General features: G+C 44.7%; 17 protein-coding genes. 9 read left to right on the forward strand and 8 right to left on the reverse strand.

Annotated elements, in window-relative coordinates:
• Positions 1-5: 5 nt before the first annotated feature.
• Positions 6-887: a 3-hydroxyisobutyrate dehydrogenase gene (gene mmsB, locus ACN0QW_RS03620; RefSeq protein ID WP_417428848.1), complete on the forward strand. Its 882-nt coding sequence runs from the start codon at positions 6-8 to the stop codon at positions 885-887.
• 52 nt (positions 888-939) lie between these two features.
• A complete protein-coding gene (locus ACN0QW_RS03625; RefSeq protein WP_417428850.1) occupies positions 940-2574 on the forward strand; it encodes an acyl-CoA synthetase in 1635 nt (544 codons plus the stop codon).
• A 51-nt stretch (positions 2575-2625) separates the two neighbouring features.
• On the opposite strand, the gene ACN0QW_RS03630 is transcribed toward ACN0QW_RS03625, so the two are convergent.
• Both ACN0QW_RS03630 and ACN0QW_RS03635 read right to left on the reverse strand, forming a co-directional pair.
• The gene (locus tag ACN0QW_RS03630; protein ID WP_417428852.1) at positions 2626-3183 is read right to left on the reverse strand and encodes a hypothetical protein; all 558 of its coding nucleotides are present in this window, start codon (positions 3181-3183) and stop codon (positions 2626-2628) included.
• 177 nt (positions 3184-3360) lie between these two features.
• Positions 3361-3849 (reverse strand): Lrp/AsnC family transcriptional regulator, encoded by a 489-nt coding sequence (locus tag ACN0QW_RS03635; protein WP_417428854.1) that lies wholly within the window; start codon positions 3847-3849, stop codon positions 3361-3363.
• Between the two features lie 442 nt (positions 3850-4291).
• On the opposite strand from ACN0QW_RS03635, the gene ACN0QW_RS03640 reads away from it, so the two are divergent.
• Positions 4292-5395, forward strand: coding sequence for a Leu/Phe/Val dehydrogenase (locus tag ACN0QW_RS03640; RefSeq protein WP_417428856.1), 1104 nt, complete (start codon positions 4292-4294; stop codon positions 5393-5395).
• 81 nt (positions 5396-5476) lie between these two features.
• Here the strand turns inward: ACN0QW_RS03640 and ACN0QW_RS03645 are convergent, their stop codons facing one another.
• The 5 genes from ACN0QW_RS03645 to ACN0QW_RS03665 form a co-directional block, all read right to left on the reverse strand.
• Positions 5477-6430 carry a dimethyl sulfoxide reductase anchor subunit family protein gene (locus tag ACN0QW_RS03645; protein ID WP_417428858.1) on the reverse strand — a complete coding sequence of 318 codons (954 nt, stop codon included), beginning with the start codon at positions 6428-6430 and terminating at the stop codon, positions 5477-5479.
• Between the two features lie 18 nt (positions 6431-6448).
• Complete coding sequence (locus tag ACN0QW_RS03650; RefSeq protein ID WP_417428860.1) at positions 6449-7198, reverse strand: 4Fe-4S dicluster domain-containing protein; 750 nt, start codon at positions 7196-7198, stop codon at positions 6449-6451.
• Entirely contained in the window at positions 7195-10143 is a 2949-nt protein-coding gene (locus ACN0QW_RS03655; protein WP_417428862.1) for a molybdopterin oxidoreductase family protein, read from the reverse strand. Before ACN0QW_RS03655 ends, ACN0QW_RS03650 begins: the two co-directional genes overlap by 4 nt.
• Before the next feature lie 100 nt (positions 10144-10243).
• Positions 10244-11161, reverse strand: coding sequence for a bifunctional enoyl-CoA hydratase/phosphate acetyltransferase (locus tag ACN0QW_RS03660; RefSeq protein ID WP_417428864.1), 918 nt, complete (start codon positions 11159-11161; stop codon positions 10244-10246).
• Between the two features lie 197 nt (positions 11162-11358).
• Positions 11359-12882, reverse strand: a complete 1524-nt coding sequence (locus ACN0QW_RS03665; protein WP_417428866.1) for a PLP-dependent aminotransferase family protein — start codon at positions 12880-12882, stop codon at positions 11359-11361.
• Between the two features lie 209 nt (positions 12883-13091).
• Here ACN0QW_RS03665 and ACN0QW_RS03670 point away from each other — a divergent pair, with 209 nt between their 5' ends.
• From ACN0QW_RS03670 to ACN0QW_RS03690, 5 genes are all read left to right on the forward strand, one after another.
• A complete protein-coding gene (locus ACN0QW_RS03670; protein WP_417428868.1) occupies positions 13092-15275 on the forward strand; it encodes a methyl-accepting chemotaxis protein in 2184 nt (727 codons plus the stop codon).
• Between the two features lie 911 nt (positions 15276-16186).
• The gene (locus ACN0QW_RS03675; RefSeq protein WP_417428870.1) at positions 16187-17326 is read left to right on the forward strand and encodes an extracellular solute-binding protein; all 1140 of its coding nucleotides are present in this window, start codon (positions 16187-16189) and stop codon (positions 17324-17326) included.
• A gap of 111 nt (positions 17327-17437) precedes the next feature.
• Positions 17438-18535, forward strand: coding sequence for an ABC transporter ATP-binding protein (locus ACN0QW_RS03680; RefSeq protein ID WP_417428872.1), 1098 nt, complete (start codon positions 17438-17440; stop codon positions 18533-18535).
• Positions 18528-19526: an ABC transporter permease gene (locus ACN0QW_RS03685; protein WP_417428874.1), complete on the forward strand. Its 999-nt coding sequence runs from the start codon at positions 18528-18530 to the stop codon at positions 19524-19526. Before ACN0QW_RS03680 ends, ACN0QW_RS03685 begins: the two co-directional genes overlap by 8 nt.
• The gene (locus ACN0QW_RS03690) at positions 19523-20410 is read left to right on the forward strand and encodes an ABC transporter permease (RefSeq protein WP_299376553.1); all 888 of its coding nucleotides are present in this window, start codon (positions 19523-19525) and stop codon (positions 20408-20410) included. Before ACN0QW_RS03685 ends, ACN0QW_RS03690 begins: the two co-directional genes overlap by 4 nt.
• Before the next feature lie 107 nt (positions 20411-20517).
• On the opposite strand, the gene ACN0QW_RS03695 is transcribed toward ACN0QW_RS03690, so the two are convergent.
• Positions 20518-20895: a hypothetical protein gene (locus ACN0QW_RS03695; protein WP_417428877.1), complete on the reverse strand. Its 378-nt coding sequence runs from the start codon at positions 20893-20895 to the stop codon at positions 20518-20520.
• 361 nt (positions 20896-21256) lie between these two features.
• Here ACN0QW_RS03695 and ACN0QW_RS03700 point away from each other — a divergent pair, with 361 nt between their 5' ends.
• Complete coding sequence (locus ACN0QW_RS03700) at positions 21257-22639, forward strand: aspartate aminotransferase family protein (RefSeq protein WP_417428879.1); 1383 nt, start codon at positions 21257-21259, stop codon at positions 22637-22639.
• The last annotated feature ends 405 nt before the right edge of the window (positions 22640-23044 follow it).

Here is a 23044-nt window from a genome sequence, read left to right on the forward strand (position 1 = left end):
AAAACATGAAAACTATAGCATTTATCGGACTGGGTAACATGGGCGGCCCGATGGCGGCCAATCTGGTGAAAGCCAACTATGCGGTTAAAGGCTTTGATCTGTCCGAAGAAGCAAAAGATCACGCCAGAAAAGATGGTATTGAAATTGTGGATAATGTTGACGAAGCCGTTGCTGCTTCGGATGCGATTATTACAATGCTTCCGGCGGGAAAGCACCTCCTCAGTGTCTATGAAGTAACGCTGAAAGTTGCCAAGCCGGGATCACTTTTTATCGACTGTTCGACCGTTGATGTTGATAGCTCTCGTACGGCCCATGACGCGGCTGAAAAAGCGGGTATGCTATCCCTTGATGCGCCTGTATCTGGTGGTGTGGGCGGTGCTACTACGGGTACTTTGACCTTTATGGCGGGGGGCACGAAAGAGGCTTTTGATAAAGCACATGAGCTTCTAGATATCATGGGTGGAAAGGTTGTACATTGTGGCGGTGCGGGCAATGGACAGGCTGCTAAGATCTGCAACAACATGATCCTCGGTATTTCCATGATTGCTTCTTCAGAAGCTTTTAATTTAGCTGAAAAGCTAGGACTAGACCACCAAGCGCTGTTTGATGTTGCATCGACGTCTTCCGGCCAGTGCTGGTCAATCAACACTTATTGTCCTGTTCCTGGGCCTGTGCCGACCAGCCCTGCAAATAATGACTATACACCGGGATTTGCGGCGGCCTTGATGCTTAAGGATCTGAAACTTTCTCAGGATGCTGCCAAATCTGCCGGTGTCGCAACACCATTGGGATCGCACGCCGAAGAACTGTATCAAAGCTTTAATGATGCAGGTGGTAGCGGGATTGATTTTTCAGGTATCATCAACCATTTAAAGAGCGATAAATAACATTCTGTTTCGTTGGTTTTCCTTTCGGCGATAACGTAAATTTGGGGTGATCATGTTAAGCTACGGGTCTGATTATCGCGCGGTTAAAGAGGCCTTTGAGTGGGATATCCCAGATAGTTATAATATCGGTATTGATGTCTGTGATAAATGGGCCAAGCGCGCCCCGGATCGCTTAGCGCTGAGCTTTGTGGATATTGCTGGCAATGTCGCTGACTATAGCTTTGGTGATCTGAGAGACTATTCAAATCGTATGGCGAACCTCTTGTCGTCATCGGGAATAAACCGGGGCGACAGGGTTGCCATTTTACTACCTCAGTCTTTAGAAACAGCATTTTCGCACATTGCGGCCTACAAAATGGGCTGCGTTGCGGTACCCTTGTTCATGCTCTTCGGTGTCGAGGCGTTGGAATATCGACTGTCAAATTCAGGTGCACGGGTTGTTATTACCAATCAGGCTGGTGTTGAGAAAATTAATGAAATCAAAGACCGATTGCCAGATTTGAAACACGTTTATTCCATTGATGGGGCTTCTGTAGGTGACGGTGCTTCTACTGGGGCAAAGGATCTGCATCGGGATTTATTGACCCATTCCACAGATTTTACCCCTGTCGAGACGAAACCGGACGATCCGGCCTTGATTATCTATACCTCTGGAACGACAGGGCAACCAAAGGGTGCTCTCCATGCGCATCGCGTCTTACTCGGACATCTACCGGGTGTTGAGATGTCACATGATTTCTTTCCTCAACCTGGCGATAAAATCTGGACACCTGCAGATTGGGCTTGGATCGGAGGGCTTCTCGATGTGTTGCTACCTGCACTACACCACGGCGTAACAGTTGTTGCCCGACGTTTTGAAAAGTTCACGGCCGAAGCAGCATTTGATCTGCTCGCGGAACAGGGGATCAAGAATGCTTTTATTCCGCCGACGGCCTTGAAAATGATGCGGTCAGTTTCTGATCCTGAAATCCGCTGGGATCTAAACATGCGCTCTATTGCGTCAGGCGGAGAGTCTCTGGGGACAGAGCTTCTGGAATGGGGACAAAAAACATTCGGACTAACAATCAATGAATTCTATGGGCAAACAGAATGTAATATGATTGTGTCGTCCTGCGCCAAAATTATGGATGCAAGACCGGGCGTAATGGGCCGTGCCGTTCCTGGGCACAATCTGGCGATTGTTAATGATGAGGGCGAGATCCTTCAGCAAGGTACGCTGGGCAATATTGCTGTTAAGTCTCCTGATCCCGTAATGTTCCTCAAATATTGGAACAACCCGGATGCAACAAAGGCAAAATTTGCAGGTGAATGGCTCTTAACAGGGGATACGGGTATTCTTGATGATCAGAGTTGGATACAGTTTGTTGGCCGGGACGATGACGTTATTACGTCATCCGGTTATCGCATCGGCCCTGGTGAGATTGAAGATTGCCTGATGGGTCATCCTGCTGTGCGTATGGCGGGTGTTGTTGGTAAACCGGACCCGCAACGAACTGAAATTGTTAAGGCCTTTATCGTGCTCAATGATAATTTTCTTGGGGATGATAAACTGGCATCAGAAATTCAGACCTTTGTTAAGAAGCAACTTGCTGCGCATGAGTATCCACGTGAAGTTGCTTTTGTCGATACTCTGCCTATGACCACAACAGGTAAAATTATTCGACGAGAACTCAGAGATTTGGGGTAAAGATTTTGTTGAAGTGAGAGTAATCAAAAGGATTACTCTCACCCGTATTGATTATAACCAAACCTGATCTTTCAGGTTATGAGTAATCAACTTTTGATAGAGGCGGTCTCTGACCTCCGTGTTTTTAGGATCGGCCCAGTCTCGTTCTATAAGATCCCAATCCGGATCTTTGGGGGCCAGTCCCAAGGTTTCGATATAATCTTGTTCTGTCACCAAAAACTGGGTGCCATAGGTCAACAGGTATCCGTTGGTCTGGTCTCTGTGTTCTTTGGCTTCGGGGTAGAATACAGTCCAGAAGTTTGTATAGGGCATACATCTTGGGGGACAGAGAATCTTGCCATAATCGAGTTCTGACCTTTCGTCCGTGGGGACTGGGGTCGTTTTCATTTGGATAATTTGGGATAGATGTGACCACCCTTTAAACCCAAGCGCTTTTGCGATTTGAGATAAACAATGTTTGCGCTTTACGGTCTCGATAACCTCGAGATCAGAAAGCTTTTTTAAATCCGGGTTCTTTTTAATGAAAGCAAGGCTCGCTTGTTTCCCCGTTGTGATATTACGGTGAAGAATGCGGGCGTTGTGTTTTAGCTCATGGATAATATCAGCCATAGAGTTTCTCCTTTTACCGGATCTATCCGCTCCTAGCGATCCAGAGAATTCTTTGGGTGATTACTCATCGTTTATGTCGATAATAACAGGGTGTTATGACTTTTGGCGGCGAGGCACCCCTGTGTACCTTGCGCCGGACACTAGAATAAAAATAATCGGATGACAATAGGATTGTATTTAGGAAGCTTTTGTTTCAACCAAATCAAGAGGAAGGCCTGTGGTATATTTAACTTGTGATACGGCAAATCTGGAATGAACCTCGGCAATGTTAGGGAGCTGTAACAGATGGTCTCGCAGGAAACGCTCGTAAGCACGCATGTCCGTTGTGACAATGCGTAGAATATAATCCATACCCCCGCTGACAGTATAACACTCAGTGATCTCGTCAAAGCGGCTTACCCGGCGTTCAAAATCCTCAAGTCCATGCTGCGCCTGTGCAGAGATTTTCACCGTGGTAAAGACGACGATTTCTAAACCAAGACTGTCAGAGTCAATAATAGCAACACGGCGTTTTATAATCCCTTTTTCTTCCAAACGTTTTATCCGACGCCAACAGGGTGCTGGGGAAAGACCGACTTTGTCCGCAAGTTCTGCATTGCTGATATCAGAATCCGTTTGCAGAATTTTGAGGATTTTTTTATCCGTATTATCAATCTTTGGCAGCATAAATATTTCTCATATTATTAAATAATTGAAACCAGATTGCTATTATAGCGAATTGACTGTGAAAATAGAAAGAACATTTCTTTCTGTTTGAAGCAAAATAATAGAAGCCAAAAAACAAAAATAATTGGCAGAAATAAACAGAGCTTGAGAAACATGCTTAAGCATATGTTCAAGCATGTGTTTTCTGGGAAAGAGCTGCACATTAGTTTGTGTTTTTAATCACTTTGATATCCCCAAACTGGCTACGGGAAGCTGGCTAATTGGATTTCAGGTGGTGATCGACATTGATTAATGATTTGGTCTTCAATCGTCATTGTGTTGGCTTTGATCCAATAAAATGACGTGATTATCTCATATGCATTTACCGCCCCGTTTTGCTTGAGCTTATAGATTTAAGACGTCGCCCAGATAAACAGGGGCAGACGAACCGGGGAACTGAATAATGTCTGATACATCAAACATGGATGTCTTTAATTACGAGGCCTTTTCTGGCCATGAACAGGTGGTGTTTTGTCAAGATGAAATCACAGGTCTCAAAGCGATTATTGCCATCCATTCGACAACATTGGGGCCTGCTGCTGGCGGGTGTCGTATGTGGCATTACCGGGATAACGGTTCGGCTTTAAACGATGCGCTCAGGCTTTCCAAAGGTATGAGCTATAAAAACGCAATGGCCGGATTAAGTCTGGGTGGTGGCAAAGCCGTTATTATCGGTGATGCCAAGACTGATAAATCAGAAGATCTGTTTCGCTCGTTCGGGCGTTTCGTCAATGGACTTGGTGGTCAATATATTACTGCAGAAGACGTTGGAATATCTGTTTCAGATATGGAAGTTGTCTCCCAGGAAACCCCTCATGTTGCGGGGTTAAATTCTGGACTTGCCGCGAGTGGTGATCCTTCTCCCTTCACCGCTCGCGGCACTTTTAATGGCATCAGAGCTGCTGTTAAGCACCAACTGGGTAAAGACAGCGTCGCTGGTTTAACCGTCGCTGTGCAGGGGCTTGGTCATGTCGGATGGCATTTGTGTAAAGAGTTACATGCGGCCGGAGCCAGGCTAACCGTTGCGGATATTAACGAAGATGCTGTTCGACATGCCGTTAAAGAATTCGGCGCTACAGCAGTATCCTGTGATGAAATACTCTTTGTTGAGTCTGAGGTAGTTGCCCCTTGCGCATTGGGCGCAGTATTAAACGAAACATCTATTCCCAAGCTGAAAACGAAAATCGTTGCAGGTGCCGCGAACAATCAACTTGCCAAAGATACAGATGGTATGTTGTTACGGGATCATAATATTCTTTATGCACCGGATTACGTGATTAACGCTGGCGGTATCATCAACGTGGCTGCGGAGATTGACGGAAAGTATGATCGTCAGTGGGTCGATGAAAAGGTTGCCGCTATTTACGATGTTTTGCTGGATATCTTTAAACGCGCGGATCGGGAGCAGGGCGCAACAAGCGCGATCTCTGATCTTATTGCCCAAGAGAAAATTGCAAAGACGTCTGAATCTGGAAGACCTGAGTTAAAAAAAGATATCGTTGCTTAAATAAATTAAGTCTGAGCATCTGAACCCAAGTAATTAAACAATCAGCCCTGGATCTCTGACGCGATTCAGGGCTGATGTGTTCTAAACCTTCTCTGCACCGTAATAGAGGTTTACAGTATGTTTTGCTTCTGCAAAAAAGAGCCATCTTTCGGTGACAATCCCCAGTCCTCCAGACAGTATTGAGAGTATGATTGCAAGGTTGCTTAGAGTGGCATTTGAAATCATGCCTGAAAGTGAAATCAGAAAGATTGGGAAAATAAAGCCAAAGATAAAGGTGATATTTCTCAGCTTTTGTCTGTGTTTTCTGGCAATTTTAAACCCCATTTCTTTCATCAAGTAGTTTGCTTCGGTATGGGCAGCTTCCAAAAGGCTAACTTTACCCATTGATCCAAGGCCCGTTGCACTTCCAACAGTGCTTTGGGCTGTATTTTCATTGATGTATTGCCAGTAATAAAACTTGTGTACGACTGCGATGATAATCAATGCGATGGTTAACATGTCAAACAGTTGGTCGTTTTTACCCTGTAAATGCAAAATGGCATTCAATAACAAGGCGCCCGTCGAGAGGGATAATACTAGGTAGCCAGCAGGTACAAACTTGTTGTGCCATGCTGCAACAGGTTTCAGGCAGGCATATATCATTGATGTGCAATAGACAGTTGCACAGCACAGTAATAACGCAGCGCTGCCGATAAGCGGGAGAAGGGCAAATTCGCTACTTGAGAAAAATATCCACCAGAGACCATAGATTCCTGTGGGTAGGAAGGTGGCGATTGCCAAAATACCTTCGCGACTTAACCATGATGACCGCCATTGTGTCAGAGCGCGCCAAGCACGCTCTGGTCTGCCGAGGTGGAATGTTGAAGACAGAAGCCCCAAAACGATCAAGATAAAGGCTGACCCAAATCCGCTGAGAGCTAAAGTTTGATCGGGTGGGATTACGCCAAGCATATGCCCAAGGATAAGAAGAAAAAGAAGTCCGTAACCTGCGCCTGAAGCGGTTGTGAAGAGAATAACTGACTTTGCTGGATGCATGTGAAAACTCCTTTCTTTTTAGAGCGATAAGACTTTGTCAGCCCATCGCGCTAACAGGCCAGCTTTTTCAGTTTCAACAGGGGAGAGACTAACGGGTTTATCCGAAACCGTATTCTCATTTTGTTTGGGGCGGGGTGGTAAGTATTTATTTGTCGGCTTGTAATCAAGCTCTGCCATCAAATCAAAACCCTCACGTTCTGCGACAAGCTTGCTGACATCAGAGTTTGGATCGCCCAGATCACCAAAGGATCTTGCGCCAACTGGACATGTTGAAACACAGGCTGGTACTCTGGATGCCTCGGGCAAATTTTCGTTGTAAATCCGATCAACGCAGAGGGTACATTTTTTCATTATACCCACGTCTTCGTCGTATTCTCTGGCTCCATAGGCGCAGGCCCATGAACATAGTTTACAGCCTATGCATTTATCGGCATCAACCAGAACTATACCATCTTCTTCACGTTTATAGGATGCACCTGTCGGACAAACCGTGACACAGGGTGCATCATCACAATGAAGGCAGCTTTTGGGAAAGTGAACAGTACGGCTGTCGTTATCATCATCAACGACTTCGAAGCTATGGATACGGTTAAACCACACACCATTTGGATCGGCACCGTAGGGATCCATATCGGTTAGGGGGGCAGAGTGACCGCCGGTGTTCCATTCTTTACAATTTACAGCACAGGCGTGACAGCCGACACAGATATCAAGGTCGATAACCAGACCGAGTTTCTTTTTACTACCGTTTTGTGGAAGACAGGTCATGGTTTTTCTCCTGCCAGTGTATCATCTGATGTGGGTACTTTTGTCTCTTTAGGCGTTGAGCCTTCTGATTTTGGGATGTTGTCCCCAAAGTCGGCACCATAACGTAAAACAGCCATTTGTTCCGGCGCATTGGGCAGCGGGGCAAAAGCCTCAAACATTGGTTCTGTTGCGCCTTCCTCCTGTGCGTTACACTTTTCAATGCGCACCCTGAGATCATACCAGGCCGCCTGTCCGGTGACGGGGTCAGAGTTCGAATAACGGTAACCGTCTTTTCTTGGTGGAAGCAGCTCTGAGATGATATGGTTTAGCAAGAAGCCACGATTAGATTCCGGTGCTTTATCATTCAGACCCCAGGCGCCTTTACGTTTACCGATAGCATTCCAGGTCCAAATCGTGTGGGGATTAACGCCGCTCATCAATTTTACCTGTGTTTTCACGCGACCATGTGGTGAGACAACCCAGATCCAATCTTCGTTGACAATGCCATGTTGCCCCGCAGTTTCTTCATTGATGAACAGGCGGTTTTGGGCAGTGATTTGTCTTAACCATGCATTCTGAGACCCCCAACTGTGATACATATGCATTGGGCGTTGGGTCACAGCATGCAGAGGATATTCTTTGCCATCCACTGCCTTTTCTTCTAAGGGCATGTACCAGATTGGTAGAGGATCAAATGTCTCGTCTATTCGACTGCGTAGATCATCGGGCGGTTGGATGTCACCATGCCCCTGTGCCGCGAGGCGGAACTTTTGCATGTGTTCCGAATAGATGTGCATCACAATACGTTCTGCATTGGGGATCCAGCCCATTTCATGGGACCGATCAAGATAAGATCGGTTGGCAAATTTATAATAGGATTGTTCTGGGGTGAATTCATCTGACCAGAAACAGCCGTTATCAATATACTTCTGCAATTGATCGAGGTTTGGATCTCCTTTCCCGTGACTATTGCCATCTTTTCCACGCCAACCCGCGAGAGGCCCAACTCCCGGTGTCCGTTCGTGGTTGGTGATGTAATCAGAATAGCCGCCGGGGTACATGGCACTACCGTCTTCTTTGGCCATGCCGGGCAAGCCAAGCCGTGCACCCAGATCCAATAAAACATCTTGAAAAGGGCGTACGTCTCTATCTGGTTTTATGACGGGCTGCCTAATAGAATCAGCCGGGCCATGAGCGCTACAGATGGGGCGATCAAGTAGGGAAATCGCATCCCACCGTTCAAGATAGGTCGTATCGGGGAGAACAAGATCTGCATAAGGCACCATCTCGGAATGGTAGGCATCTGAATAGATGATCTTGGGGATTTTGTAACTACCGTCATCGTTTTTATTGGTGAGATATTTAATTGTACCGGGGACATTCATAGAGCTGTTCCAGCTCATATTCGCCATATACATGAAAAGTAAATCCACAGGATAGGGATCACCCTTCCAAGCATTATGAATGACCATGTGCATCATGCCATGAGAGGCCAGTGGATATTCCCAGCTGTAGGCTTTGTCTATACGTTTTGGTGTGCCATCGGGTTCAACCAGCAAGTCTTCTGGCCCGGTCGGGAACCCCAGAGGCATGCCGGGTAACGGTGTGTTGGCGATGGACTCATGTCCCGCAGGTTTTGGTCCCGGAGGACAGGGGCGCGGGAAGGGTGGCTTGTGTCTAAAACCACCGGGAACATCAATCGAGCCCAAGAGCATTTGAAGGACATGAATGGCGCGACAGGTATGGAAACCATTCGAATGCGCAGAGATCCCGCGCATGGCATGCATGGAAACGGGCCGCCCGATCATTTTATTCTGTTTTCGTCCGGCCCAGTCTGTCCAGGATACATCAAGTTCGATTGTCTCTTCGAACGCGACATGGGCAATTTCTGCTGCAATACGGCGAATGTTTTCTGCGCTGTAACCAATTTGTTCTGCAACGGTTTCTGGTGCGTACTGAGGATCTAGATAACGATCAGCCATTAAGTGAAAGGCCGGAACAGCCTTGCGACCATCTGGCAAAGTGAACTCTCCAGCCAATGCTGGTTTTGCCTCGACGTTTGTTGACGAGACGAGCTTTTTTGTCTCGGCATCATAACATAGGGGATTTCCCTCGGCATCGCGGGCAAAAAGACCGTCATCTGCGGCGCTGGGATCTTGTATGACAAGCCAAGGGGCATTTGTGTATCGGGTAATATAAGTCCAGTCGACCTTCTCTGCCTTGAGTAGCTCATGAATGAGGGCAAAGACAAAGAGACCATCTGTCCCGGGGCGAATGCCAATCCATTCATCGGCGATTCCGGAATACCCTGTGCGAACCGGATTTACAGAAACAAACTTGGTTCCTTTGCGGGTTTTTAGTTTACCCAACCCAATTTTGATCGGGTTGGAATCATGGTCTTCTGCAACGCCGAACATTAAAAGGTATTTTGTATGATCCCAATCGGGTTCACCGAATTCCCAGAAAGATCCCCCGGCACTGTATAAACCAGCAGCTGCCATATTGACGGAACAAAATCCACCATGGGCGGCAAAGTTTCTAGTGCCAAATTTTCCAGCCCACCAGCCAGTCAAGCTTTGAGATTGGTCGCGACCTGTAAAGAAAGCGAGCTTTGAGGGATCTTTTGCTCGGATCTCGCCAAGCCATCCCCCTGCAAGTTCGAGAGCTTCATCCCATTCAATTTCTTTAAATTCGCCAGAGCCACGTTCGCCTGTTCTTAGAAGTGGTTTTTGCAAACGGGCAGGGGAATTGTGTTGCATAATCCCGGCTGATCCTTTGGCGCAGAGCACACCTTTGTTTACTGGATGATCGGGATTACCTTCGATATAGCGGATCTGATCACCACGCAGATGTACCTTGATGCCACAGCGGCAGGCACACATGTAACATGTTGTGGTCTTAACTTCGTCCGATACATGTGGGGAAGTCTCAACTTCCTCTTGTTTGGACGTGGGGAAGAAGCCCATAAATCATCTCCAATTTGACGCTATCTTGTTGTGGTTTTTATTTTTTTGAATTTTTTAAGGTTACTATAGATTGTTATATTTTATTAAATCTACAATTTTTTTACGTAATATGTGCAACAATTGCAGCCAGTGCCATGGATGCAAGACGTGCGGCGGGGGGATCTGCTCGGCTGGTTAAAACAATCGGAACACTTGCCCCCAGCACAATTCCGGCGGCACACGCACTGTCACAATAAACAAGCTGTTTGAACATGGCGTTCCCGGTTTCTATGTTTGGAACCACCAGAATATCCGCTTTACCGGCAACGGGGTTATCAATGCCCTTTATATGAGCGGCCTCTGGGGAAATGGCATTATCCAACGCCATGGGGCCAAAAACAAAGGCATCTAAAACTTCGTCCTTTGCCCATTCTGTCAACGTTGCGGCATCTGTACTTGATGGTATTTGTGGGTTTACTTCTTCTGTGGCTGAAAGTATCGCGACTTTGGGGTTTCGGTTGCCAAGCGCGCGCATCATTTCAATTGAATTCTGGATGATTGATTTTTTTGTTTCCAGATCCGGCGCAATGTTGACGGCTGCATCTGTAATAATCATGGTACGATCAGAACCCGGAACTGACATGTAGAATGCATGCGATAGACGCCGCCCGGTTCTAAGGCCAGTTTCACGGTTTACGATGGCTTTCATGAAAACATCGGTATGGATTTGCCCTTTCATTATTGCGTTTACGTTTCCAGACCGCGCAAGAAGGACGGCTTTTTTTGCTGCTGTTTCTTCATCTGCTGTGTGGTGAATTTCGATCTTTGATAGATCCCACCTCATATCGTTAGATAATCTGGATATGATTGATTTGTCACCGACGAGAACAGGTTCTATCAATCCTGCTTTTTGGGCAAGGTAAGCGCTTTCTATGGCGATGGGGGTGGTTGCATTGACGATAGCTGTACGTGCGGGCGCATATTGAGCAGCATTATGCAGTAATGCATTGGGGCATTCTATTGGTTGCTGGCTCAACATGAATTGTTCCTCGTTTGTTAAATAATTCCAGTCAATTAACCGAAGAACACTCTGATTGATTTTCTGAGCTTTGTTTGGATAATGTAACGGAATAAGTTCCGAGGTAATTCTTTCCAGTCTTAGGGGTTGGTGATAGCTCCATTTAGATCCATTCGATGAGTCCAACAGGAGTCCAATAATCTGGCTTCTTTTATCTGTTATCTACTTGTCTTGCCGGGGGATGTATTTTTCTCTCTAAGCATCCGGTCAATCGTTTTACCCAACCGCTTGATTCCAGGTTCAATTTTTGCATTTTCGATAGAGGTGAAACCGATGCGAATATGAGTGTCCGGTGCTGGTGATTCCAAAAAAAATGGCATGCCAGATTCGATCAAGACACCATCTTTATAGGCCTCTTTGATTAGCTGATTAGCACTTATGCCTTCGGGTATTTTTATCCAGTAGGATGTCCCTCCGGATGAATGGGAATAGGTACATTCAGGTATATAGGTTTTCAGTGCATTGTGAACGGAATTCCATCTATTGTGCCATTTACGGCGCAAGCTATAGATAAGGCTGTCATAATACCCAAGTGAGAGAAAAAGTGCGACGGTTCGCTGATTATTACTTGGGGTATAACGAACAACCAGCCTGCGATAATACTTTAGTTCTTCAATAAGTTCCGGGGCGGCGACGATGTACCCAATACGCAAGCCTGGAAAGAGAGTTTTAGATAGGCTGCTGGTGTAGATAACCCGATCGCTTGTATCCAAAGCCTTTAGGGCAGGGCTTGCTGATTTAAAATAGTTGATTTCGTTCTCGTAATCATCTTCGATGATGAGGAAATCCTGTTCAGTGGCCTTATCCAAAAGCTTACTACGCCTTGAAAGCGGCATGGTTATCGTTGTCGGGCATTGGTGGCTTGGCGTTACAAAAACATAGTTGCAATCATTCAAATGATCATCAACGATCATCCCTTTTTCGTCGACAGGGATAGGGGTAATGTTTGGTGTAAAAAGCCGCATAATGTTTTTTGCGTCTGGGTACCCGGGGTTTTCAATGCCAACACGCGTATGTTGCCGGACAAGTAAACCGGCGAGAAGGTACAATGCATTTTGCCCTCCTAATGTGACGAGAATCTGATCGCTGGATACATGGATGCCGCGGGCAGGAAGCAATCTGGTTCTTATCTGTTCAATTAGTTGGGGGTCATCGTAAATTTTATCATCATGGATCCAGTCCGCCATATCCCGTGTACTCAGGGCAAGCCTGCTACATTCACGCCAGGCGGTAAGGGGAAAAAGACGTTTGTCTGGCTGGCCATAAACAAAGGGAAAAGGAATGTCTTGCCAATCTTTGGGAAGATTCAGGTAGTGTTGCTCTGAAGGGCGCATAAAAAAACGGTTGGTCCACTCCGGTTTTTCATATTCGGGTTGCTCAGACGCTTTTGGTTCTTTTCGCGAAAGCTTGGATTGTTCTAAGCTTTCCACAAACTCTTCATTAACGAAAATACCACTTCGTTCACGTGTGACGAGATAACCATCATCAGTCAGTCCTTGATAAACCAAAATAGCAGTATTTCTGGACACCCCTAAATCATTGGCCAACTTTCTGCTGGAAGGTAATTTGAATCCCGCAGGCAAAGTACTATTCAAAATTGCATTTAAAATAGCGCGACGAAGCTGACTTTGAAGAGACTCTCGGCTTTTCTTTTCTAAATGGAAAAGGATATCACTCGCCAATTCTTATTCCCCCTGACACAAGACTCGAGATCAAAATTCGATTTAAACATCTTTAAATTAGTGGGTGCTAATCTAGGCCATCTTTTCCTAAAGCATAGCATGCTTCTGGACTGGACTCATTAATATATTGAATTGGTCCTATTTAGAGGATGGTTGACCCCAAATAATGTTGTCTTTTAGTGGCTTATAAAGCCTGACAGGAGAGTGATGTGTCTGATACAGAAATTAATGCAGAGATTGATGTGGATGATGTCGTCGAAAAAACATCAGGTAGAAAACAGGCTTTAAAAGTAAAAACCAAACTTATGTTGGCAGTTGGTAGTATTGTTTCTACAACGCTGCTCGCCAGCTTGGTCAGTTGGTTGTCTTTTGATGGTGTAAGTAGTGCTTTCGAGCAAATATCAAAGAAAAGTATTCCTCAAATGTCGATTGCTTTAGAGCTTTCGGAAACTGCTACGAATATTGCGTCATCGGCACCTGCCCTTATCACGGTTAAATCTCAACAGGAAAAAAACGACGTCTTTGCTTCTCTTCAGGAAAAGGAAGCTTTGCTTGATGATTTGATTATTGCATTGAATGAAAGCGGCTTTGATCAGGAGACAAGTAAACTCCTTGAGCAAGCGTCTGAAGAATTAAAGGGTAATTTGTCGGGGTTGAACTTGTCAGTTGCTCAACAATTAGATCTCAATACACGTAGTCTTGCATTGATGAGCGAACTTTTAGCGACCAAGCGTGAGTTCGACGGGATTGTTGGGCCTTATCAAGAAGCGGCTAGGAAAACCGTTGAAAATACGATCGATGCCTCTTTCGGTAGTACGGATGTTACGAATCAGTTAATTGAGATTCTGATCTCTGTCACAAGAAGTCAGGTTTCGTCTTCGCTACAAGTTGATACCAATCAGATTTTTTCTTTACTTGCAGAAGTCGCGACATACCAGGAACAAGAGCTTATTGAAGTCGCTGAAACGGAAGTCAAAGAGGCAGCGAGAAGAAATAAAGATAATATATCTCTTATCAGTGATGATATATCGCAAGAAGCAATTAAAATTAGAGAATTCGCGAAAAAAATAGATGCTTTATTATTAGGAGAGGAGAATGTCTTTTCGTTGCGAATTGCTCAAATCTCGGAAAATAATAATTCTAACGAACTTCTGATTAATAATGCAGCGCTTTCTAATGCTCTCAAAAACTTGGTAGATAAGATTGCGGGATCAGCTGAAGATGGCGCAATTTCGTCTGTTACGCTTTCAAGTAAAGCGGTTACGGATGGAAAAATATGGCTTTTGGTCATTCTTGGGATCTCTGTCGCGCTTGCTGCAGCCGTGATGTATTTTGTCGTGAGCAAAATGATTATTTCCCGATTGGTATCTCTGTCAGAGGCAATGAAAGAAATATCCGAAGGGGATCTGTCCATTGAAGTGCCAACGGGGCAACGAGATGAAATTGGTGAAATGGCCACTGCGTTGAATGTTTTCAAAAAAAACGCGCAGCATGTTGAACGCTTACGCAAAGAACGCGAAGAAACAAAAGCAATTGCTGAACAAAAACGCAAAGAGGAAATGGATGCGCTTGCTGATCAGTTTAATATTCGGGTGAAGGGAATTGTTTCAAGCGTTCAAACATCTGTTTCTCAACTTGGTCAAACAGCTCAAGAAATGAATGCGACGGCAAATCAGGCACAAAACAAGTCATCCCAAGCCTCAGAGGCATCTTCTGATGTTTCTATGAACGTGGAATCTGTTGCCGCGGCCTCAGAAGAATTAACGGCTTCGATCGAAGAAATTAGCCGACAAACGTCAATGGCGGCAACAGCTTCGAGAGAGGTCAGTACTGATGCTCAAGCAACAAACCGTGCCGTAGACAGCCTTTCAGAAGCCGCGGAGAAAATTGGAGCGGTTGTCGATTTGATTAGTGAAATTGCTGATCAGACAAATTTACTTGCTTTGAATGCAACCATTGAAGCTGCAAGAGCAGGGGACGCTGGTAAAGGCTTTGCTGTGGTTGCATCAGAGGTGAAAAACCTCGCCACACAAACAGGAACAGCGACAGACGATATTTCTTCCCAGGTAACAACGATTAGGGATACCGTAAGTGTTGCTGCTGATGCGATTACTAAAGTGACTAAGGCGGTAGGTAATGTGGATGAAATTACAGCTGGTATTGCTGCGGCCGTTACAGAACAGACATCCGCTACGGGTGAAATGTCTCGTAATGTTAGGTTGGCTGCTGATGGAACCAGTAGAGTCTCTAAAAACATCAGTGATGTTATGAGAGCTTCTGAAGAGACAGGTCAAGCGGCTGGCGTTGTTCTTAAATCCTCTGAACAGTTGACGGCAGAACTATTGTCTTTATCGAAAGAAGTCGATGATTTTATGCTAGAGATCCGTAAATAAATACAAGGCCAATTTTCTCTACTTGCCTGTCGTCAATCTCGCGAAGTTGGACTCATATAGTTTTTCCTGTTGGTACTATAAACCACAGCTAATTCATTTACCGTAATATCTGAAAATCATGAGGAGTACTTTGAACTAAACGAATGAATTAAGATATTCGAATAAATTGATTAGGTAATTATTCTGAATAAAAATACAGATTTAATTACCAATAGGTTCCTGAGATATTTTTGGGTGTAAAAACATCCCGTTGATAAATAGATTTAGGAATAATCATCAAGATGATGTATTTTAATTCTCGTGGCTCTTAAAGGATTACTTCTTTTGTGTTCTGTCTCCTGACTTATAAGCCAGTGAAGCGGGGCGAGTACTTTAACTGTTTTGTCGTTGTTGATACCAGTTTCCACGTCCTTTTCTCTGGTTCTTCAAGGATAAGAAAATAGTCAACGTTTGAATTAATTTTGATCATAAGTCAAAAATCAGTTCTATCGATTGATAAGTACAACTGGTCGTTCAATTTTATTGTGAATGATTATGTATAGGGAGCGAAAGATGGGTTTTGCCCAAGAGCAGAATGTCATTCGGGGATGTTCTTGGTGATGGCAGGCGCTTTATCACGAAAAATACTTATTCAGCCTTTTTGGTGTACCCGCTTTTTTACAGAGCTTATGCGGTTTTTATTGTTCTCAATCATAATCAGACTATTTGCTTTGAATCAAAGCCAGTTATTTCGCGCGTTTACAATTCAATCTTAGGGAGGTGCCGAGGAAAGTCTATCTTTAAAAAATTTACCTTAAGTGAAATCTAAAGTCATAAACATTAACCAGCCATGAGTTGCAAACAATTGCACATTCAGGTCTGTGAACAGGGACCCTCCTCGTTGATAAGATGAAGGAGTATGGGAGAAAAAAATGACAATACTTAAAAAAACTACAGTAAGCCGTCGTAAAGTTCTAAAAGGTGCTGCAATCGCTGGCGCTTCAACATTGGCTGCGCCCGCATTTATCAAAAGTGCGCTTTCCTCTTCCGGAGAGCTGAATGTGATGATGTGGTCCGATTACCTTCCGGAAGAATTTAAGGAAGCGTTCAAGAAAGAAACCGGGATTACAATCAATCATACTGGTATTGGGTCTAACGAAGAAATTATCAATAAACTTCGCGCGACACGCGGTCGTGGCTTTGATGTTATTTCACCGACAAACATGCGGGCACAACAGTGGCAACCCCTTAACCTGTTGCAGCCTTTTGACATGAACAAAGTTAAGGTTGACCGTGTTAACGCAGCAATGGCTAAAGTGGGTGAAACTGACTGGAATTTTGATGGGAAAGGATCTCATTGGCTTCCTCAGTTATGGGGAACAGAGGCCGTTGCATGGCGCACAGATAAATGGACACCTGAAGGCGGCGTACCTAGTTATGGCGATCTTTGGAAAGATGGTGGTGAAAATACAATGATGGGCCGTCCGCATTCTATGATGCTTGGTGCTGGTCTTTACATGGAAACCATCGGTGAACTTGCACCCGGTGATGTCAAACGCGCTTACAATAGCGAAGATGATATGAAGGATGTGTGGTCCAAGATTACAAAGTTCTGTATTGATCGCAAAGCAAACGTCAAAAAGTTCTGGAATGATGCTGATGGTCAGAAAAATGGCTTGATGCAGGAAGACGTTATCATGGGGCAAACTTGGGATGGCCCAATCCTTGCGCTGAAAGGCGAAGGAAATCCAGTTCAGTATCAGGCACCCAAAGAAGGTGCTTTGGCTTGGGTTGATGGTCTTGCTATGCCGAAGGGTGCCAAGAATATTGATCAGATCTACGCTTTCCTAGAGTTCTCATATCGTCCTGAAAACGGAGGTCTGACGGCGAATTTGACCGGATATAACTCTGCTGTGATAGGTGCCGATGCGCATCTTACGGAAGAGTCTAAAAAGAACTTTGCTGAAGCTTATCCAGGCGATGCTTTGGATAACCTCTTTGCTTGGCCTGCTGAGCCAACTTGGTACGCACAGCTTCGTACAGAGTTCCGCGATAAATTTGTCGCTGCATAATCTGTAATAGAGTTCGGTAAGGGGGCACAGAATTCTCTGTGCTCCTCTTTATCCTAAAAATAATTAAATTTCGGGATTTTATTTTTCCGAGAGAGTGGTCGTGGGGTCCTCATGAGCTCAGGTGTAGATTTAGAACATGTAACAATTCGTTTCGGTGATTTTACCGCCGTAGACGATGCTAATTTGGCAATTCGAAAGGGTGAGTTTTTCAGCTTTCTGGGGCCATCCGGTTGCGGGAAAACGACGATCCTTCGGGCAGTGTCAGGCTTTAATGAGCCGACAGAAGGAACGATCCGTATCAATGGAAGCGATATGCGAGGTATTGGGCCCAACAAGCGTCCGACGGCATTAATTTTTCAGAACTTGGCTCTTTTCCCATTGATGTCTGTGGCTGATAACATTGCCTTTGGCCTGGAAGTTGAAGGGGTGAAGTATATCGAACGCCGCCGTCGGGCTGAAGAGCTTCTAGACCTTATTGCTCTGTCTGGGCAGGGGGATAAGATGGTCTCGGAACTGTCCGGTGGGCAGAAACAGCGTGTCGCAATTGCCCGTGCATTGGCTGTTGAACCGGAAGTTTTGCTTCTTGATGAACCACTATCAGCACTGGATTTGAAACTGCGTCAGCATATGCGCAGCGAGTTGAGAAATATTCAACAGCGTGTAGGCATTACCTTTATTTACATTACGCATGATCAAGGCGAAGCCCTGACCATGTCTGATCGTATTGCTGTTATGTCTGCGGGCGTTATTGAGCAGGTAGATGATGGCAGCACAATTTATAACGAACCAGAGACAGCATTTGTTGCCTCATTCGTTGGCGAAAATAACCCCTTCTACGGCAAGGTTGTTAAGGTTGATGGTGCGTATGCCCAGATCCAAAACAAATTTGGTTTGCTCAGAGGACGCAACACACAGGACATGAGTGTCGGTGATGCCGCAATTTTGTTCGTGCGTCCGGAAGCACTCTCTCTTGTCGAGGGTAAAGACATGACACCTGCTGAAAATGTTATCGAAAGCACGATCCTTGCCGAAGAGTTTGAAGGACCTTCGATACATATTCATATGGAAGGCGATACAGAAAAACGTATATCCTTCTCTGTGAGTAACGAGGGTAAGGGCACGCACTTGAAAGTCGGCAATACGGCTAAGATTTGCTTTGACGTAAATCGGGCTATTGTGTTGCCGGAAGGAGATTTAGCTGATGAGTGATTTCCTGTCCGTATTTCTCGCTGTTGTTTTAGCTCTTCTTGTTGCACCAATGCTTCAAAAGAATACAGATACAGTTTGGGCAAGTTTGCGACAGATTACATTCGTCAAGAAAAATGGGGTGCTGGTTTCGACCTACCTACTTGGTGCTGTTTTTATCTGGGTCGGTTTAATGATTATCGCACCCCAGCTTTATATGGTGGATTTCTCATTTAGGGATGGTGCTATTGGGGGGAATCCTGATGCCTATACGCTTAAAAATTATTCCTATCTGATCTTTGGGCGTGATAGTGATGAAAATCTCTTTAATATCCTCCACCTGCAAATTTTCCTTAAAACCATTCTTGCCTCTGTTGGTGTAACGTTATTGGCATTCTTGCTTTGTTACCCAATTGCTTATTATCTTGCTCAAAGCACAAAGGGCGGTACCACACGGTTGTTTTTGATCGCTTTGATTTTACCATTTTGGGTCAATGAAATTCTAAGGGCCTTTGCCTTCCGAATTCTTTTTGGGTCAAGTGGTGTGATCAATGTCACTTTGATGGGAATGGGCATTCTTGACGAGCCTATTGATTTCATCAAGGCCGATGTCGCGATGTATGCGGGTTTGAGTTATGCCTATATCCTGCTGATGGTTTTCCCGATCTATAATGCGATTGAAAGTCTGGATCATAACCAGATTGAAGCTGCAAGAGATTTGGGGTCTCCGTGGTGGCGTATTCACTATCGCGTGGTTATTCCCTATGCTAAACCGGGTATTGCTTCTGGCTGTACGATGGTTTTCATGCTCTCGGCAGGTGCTTTGGCTGTTCCCCAAATCTTGGGAGGACCAAGCAGTCTATGGTTTACACAGATCATTTACGACTGGTTCTTTACCGGTGGTGACTGGTCGCGTGGGTCTGCCTATGCATTTGTCTTGCTCTTCTCCTGCATCATCTTTGTTTTAGCAGTGATGAAGTTCTTCAAAGTTAATTTAGGGGAGCTTGCGAAATGACCTCTGATCTTATTCAGAAGTACATGGTGCGTTTTTATATCGCGGTGTTCTTCTTATATCTTTTCGGTCCGTTGATTTTGATGGGGGTGACAGCTTTTAATACGCCGACCTTCCCGACAGCGATACCGATTGATGAGTTAACAATGAAATGGTTCTCGGTTCTGGCCAATGACAAGGATATGATAAAAGGGATCAAAAACTCGCTCTGGATTGGTTTGGGCGTTGTTTGTTTAGCCGTTCCTATTGGTTTGGCTGCTGCTTTGTTGATGTCACAGGTTCATAAGAAAGCTCAGTCAATCTATTACATGATTGTTGTGTCCCCGCTATTGACACCAGGTGTTATTTTGGGGATCTCAACACTGGTTTTCTGGGATCGTCTGGGCGTTTGGGTTGATGCGGATTATAACTCTGTTTTCTACAGTGGTATTTTCCTGTCGGTCATTGGTCAATCAACCTTTATTTCTGCCTATTGCATGTTGATTTTCCTGTCCAGACTGCAACGCTTTGATCGTACACAAGAAGAAGCTGCTCTTGATCTTGGGGCGACAAATGTTCAAGTGTTCTGGAAGATCCTTATTCCTTTTCTGAGACCTGCGATAGGATCTGCTGCTTTCTTGGCTTTTCTGACCAGTTTCGAAAACTACAATACAACCCTGTTTACCATTCAGGCGGAAAGTACTTTGACAACTGTTCTTGCTGGTAAAGTAAGACTGGGAACAAACCCGTCGTTAAGTGCTTTGGCTGTTGTCATTGTTGGTATTACGTTGGTAGGGGCTGTAACGCATGAAATCTATCGTCGTAGAGAAATGAGACGCGAAGCACTTGCTGCGGAAGCTGCAAAAAGAGCGGCTCATATTGCTGATAAAGGTATGGCGCCTGTGTAGTCACCTAACCTAGGAAGTTTCAGTTGAAAAATGGCGGTAAAGCTTAAACTTTACCGCCATTTTTATTGTCATATTAGATCTTGATCAGAGTTCGGCTTTATCGAGATCTATGCGCCACCATTACCAAAGTGTTCACCGATAATCTCTTCTTTTGTATCCAGTGAAACATCAGAGACAGACTTGGTTGGTCCTGTCTGCTGCCAGGCAATTTTCCAGAAGAGCTCTTTTTCCATTCTGAGAATTTCTATAAATGGATGATAATGTTTGATATCGAAATAGGCTGTAGCTGTTCCCTTTTTATGGTCACCATAGGGGTTTTGGGCATTTTGATCGCCATAGTCTTTGAATACAGCCAAGCCACAATCTTTACCTTTTTCATTAAATAATCTGATAATTATCTGGGCTTTAGGTTTGTCAGCGGTAGATTTGGTGTTCAGGATCTGCACTGTATATTTCGAAATGCTATGTACGGTTGTTGGCATCATTGGCCTTTCCCCTGCAGTCATTCATATCAAGAATTTTATGCTTGTGAGCTATCTTTAAATTCTATGGCTTAAAATTTTACGGTAAGCCATGGAATAATCACAGCGATTTATACCGTATCCTATCATGTTACTGAAGCATGCTCTATGGATCACAAAATCTGGACTCACCAAATTATAGTTTCTGGTTCAAGTGGTTTTATCAATTTGGCTCAACTGGAACTATCGCCATTATGAAACCGCGTGTGACACTTCGATTAAAGCAACTGTCTGTGTAATGATCCAACTAGTTCATCTGAACCTGTTTAACATATCGGTTCATTTTGTTGGATAGAGCTAAGACCCTTAGTGTTGGAAGTGAACCATGACATTAACAGAACAAATGAACGATTTTAGCGAGGTCATTGAAAATGACCGGGCTCATGTATGGCATCATATCAGCCAGCACAAACGCTATGAAACTGTTGACCCCCTTGTTATTATAGAAGGTAGGGGGATGAACGTTTGGGATGCCAAGGGTAAAAAGTATCTTGATGCTGTCTCTGGGGGTGTCTGGACTGTAAATGTTGGTTATGGCCGGGAAACGATTGCCGATGCCGTGCGTGAACAGCTTGTGAAACTTAATTATTTTGCAAACTCGGCAGGTTCTATTCCCGGCGCAAATTTTGCTAAGGCCCTTATTGATAAAATGCCGGGGATGAGCCGGGTTTATTTTTCAAACTCAGGATCAGAAGCAAACGAAAAAGCCTATAAGATCGTTCGACAAATCGCGCATAATAAATACGGTGGGAAGAAACATAAAATTCTTTACCGGGACCGTGATTATCATGGCACGACTATCACCGCCCTAAGTTCTACTGGACAGTTACAACGTAAAGACCAGTATGGTCCCTTTACCCCCGGTTTTGTTGAGGTTCCCCATTGTTGTGAATATCGTTCCCAATACGGAGATGATGGTGATTATGGCATTAAGGCAGCTCTTGCAATTGAAGAAGTAATCTTGCGCGAGGGGCCAGATACTGTGGGTGCCTTGGTTCTGGAACCAATTACGGCTGGGGGCGGTGTGATTACACCACCAGAGGGTTATTGGGAAAAGGTGCAGGAGATTTGTAAAAAATACGATATCTTGCTCCATATTGACGAAGTTGTCTGTGGTTTGGGGCGTACAGGTAAGTGGTTTGGGTATCAGCATTATGGGATCAAACCTGATATTGTCACCATGGCAAAGGGTGTTGCCTCTGGCTATGCTGCAATTTCCTGTACCGTGACGACAGAAGAGGTTTTTGATCAGTTCAAGAATAATCCTTCTGACCCCATGAGTTATTTTAGAGATATCTCTACCTTTGGTGGTTGTACTGCTGGACCTGCGGCCGCGCTTGAAAATATGCGGATTATTGAGGAGGAAAACCTGCTCGATAATGTGACCAAGATGGGGAATTACCTTCTTGGAAAGCTTCAGGATCTTGAGGAAAAGCACGAAGTTATCGGGGATGTTCGTGGTAAGGGGCTTTTCTGTGGTCTTGAACTGGTGGTTGACCGTGAGACTAAGCAACCCGTTGATGAAAGCATTACGCAGGCTGTTGTCGGTGAATGTATGGCCCAAGGGGTGATTATTGGGGCAACCAATCGCAGCTTCAGAGAGTTTAACAATACGATTTGTCTTAGCCCTGCATTGATTTGCACAACTGAAGAATTAGATGAAATTGTCACAGCAATTGATAATGCTTTATCTAAAATCTGTGGATAGATTTAACACGTCTCCTAAATGAAACTTTATCGGGGCTGACCTTTGGATCGGCCCCATTTTTTTGCCACCAGTATTTGAGGTGTCAATTCCAAATTTAGTAAATTTTTTAAATAATTATCTTTTAATCACGCCTGTTAGACCTGGATTTTAAGAGGATTTTCCTCGTGTTTTTAGGGCTTCAATTTACTGTAAAAAGATTCGTTAAAATCTGGTATCATAGATGGGTAAAACTGGACCTATGTGAAACAGGAAATAGTTGCTTTTCTTGTGTCAGGACGAGCCTAGGTTTTGCCCGGATCTTCAGTGCAAAAATTTAAAGATGAAAATATATAAACTCTGAAAACAGGGCAAAACTTTAAAAGCAAAAGTCGAAACATATAAGCGGCTGGAATTGATCAAGATTTT

It is taken from the genome of Kiloniella sp. (assembly GCF_048259265.1).
In the GTDB taxonomy this organism is placed as follows: Bacteria; Pseudomonadota; Alphaproteobacteria; order Kiloniellales; family Kiloniellaceae; genus Kiloniella.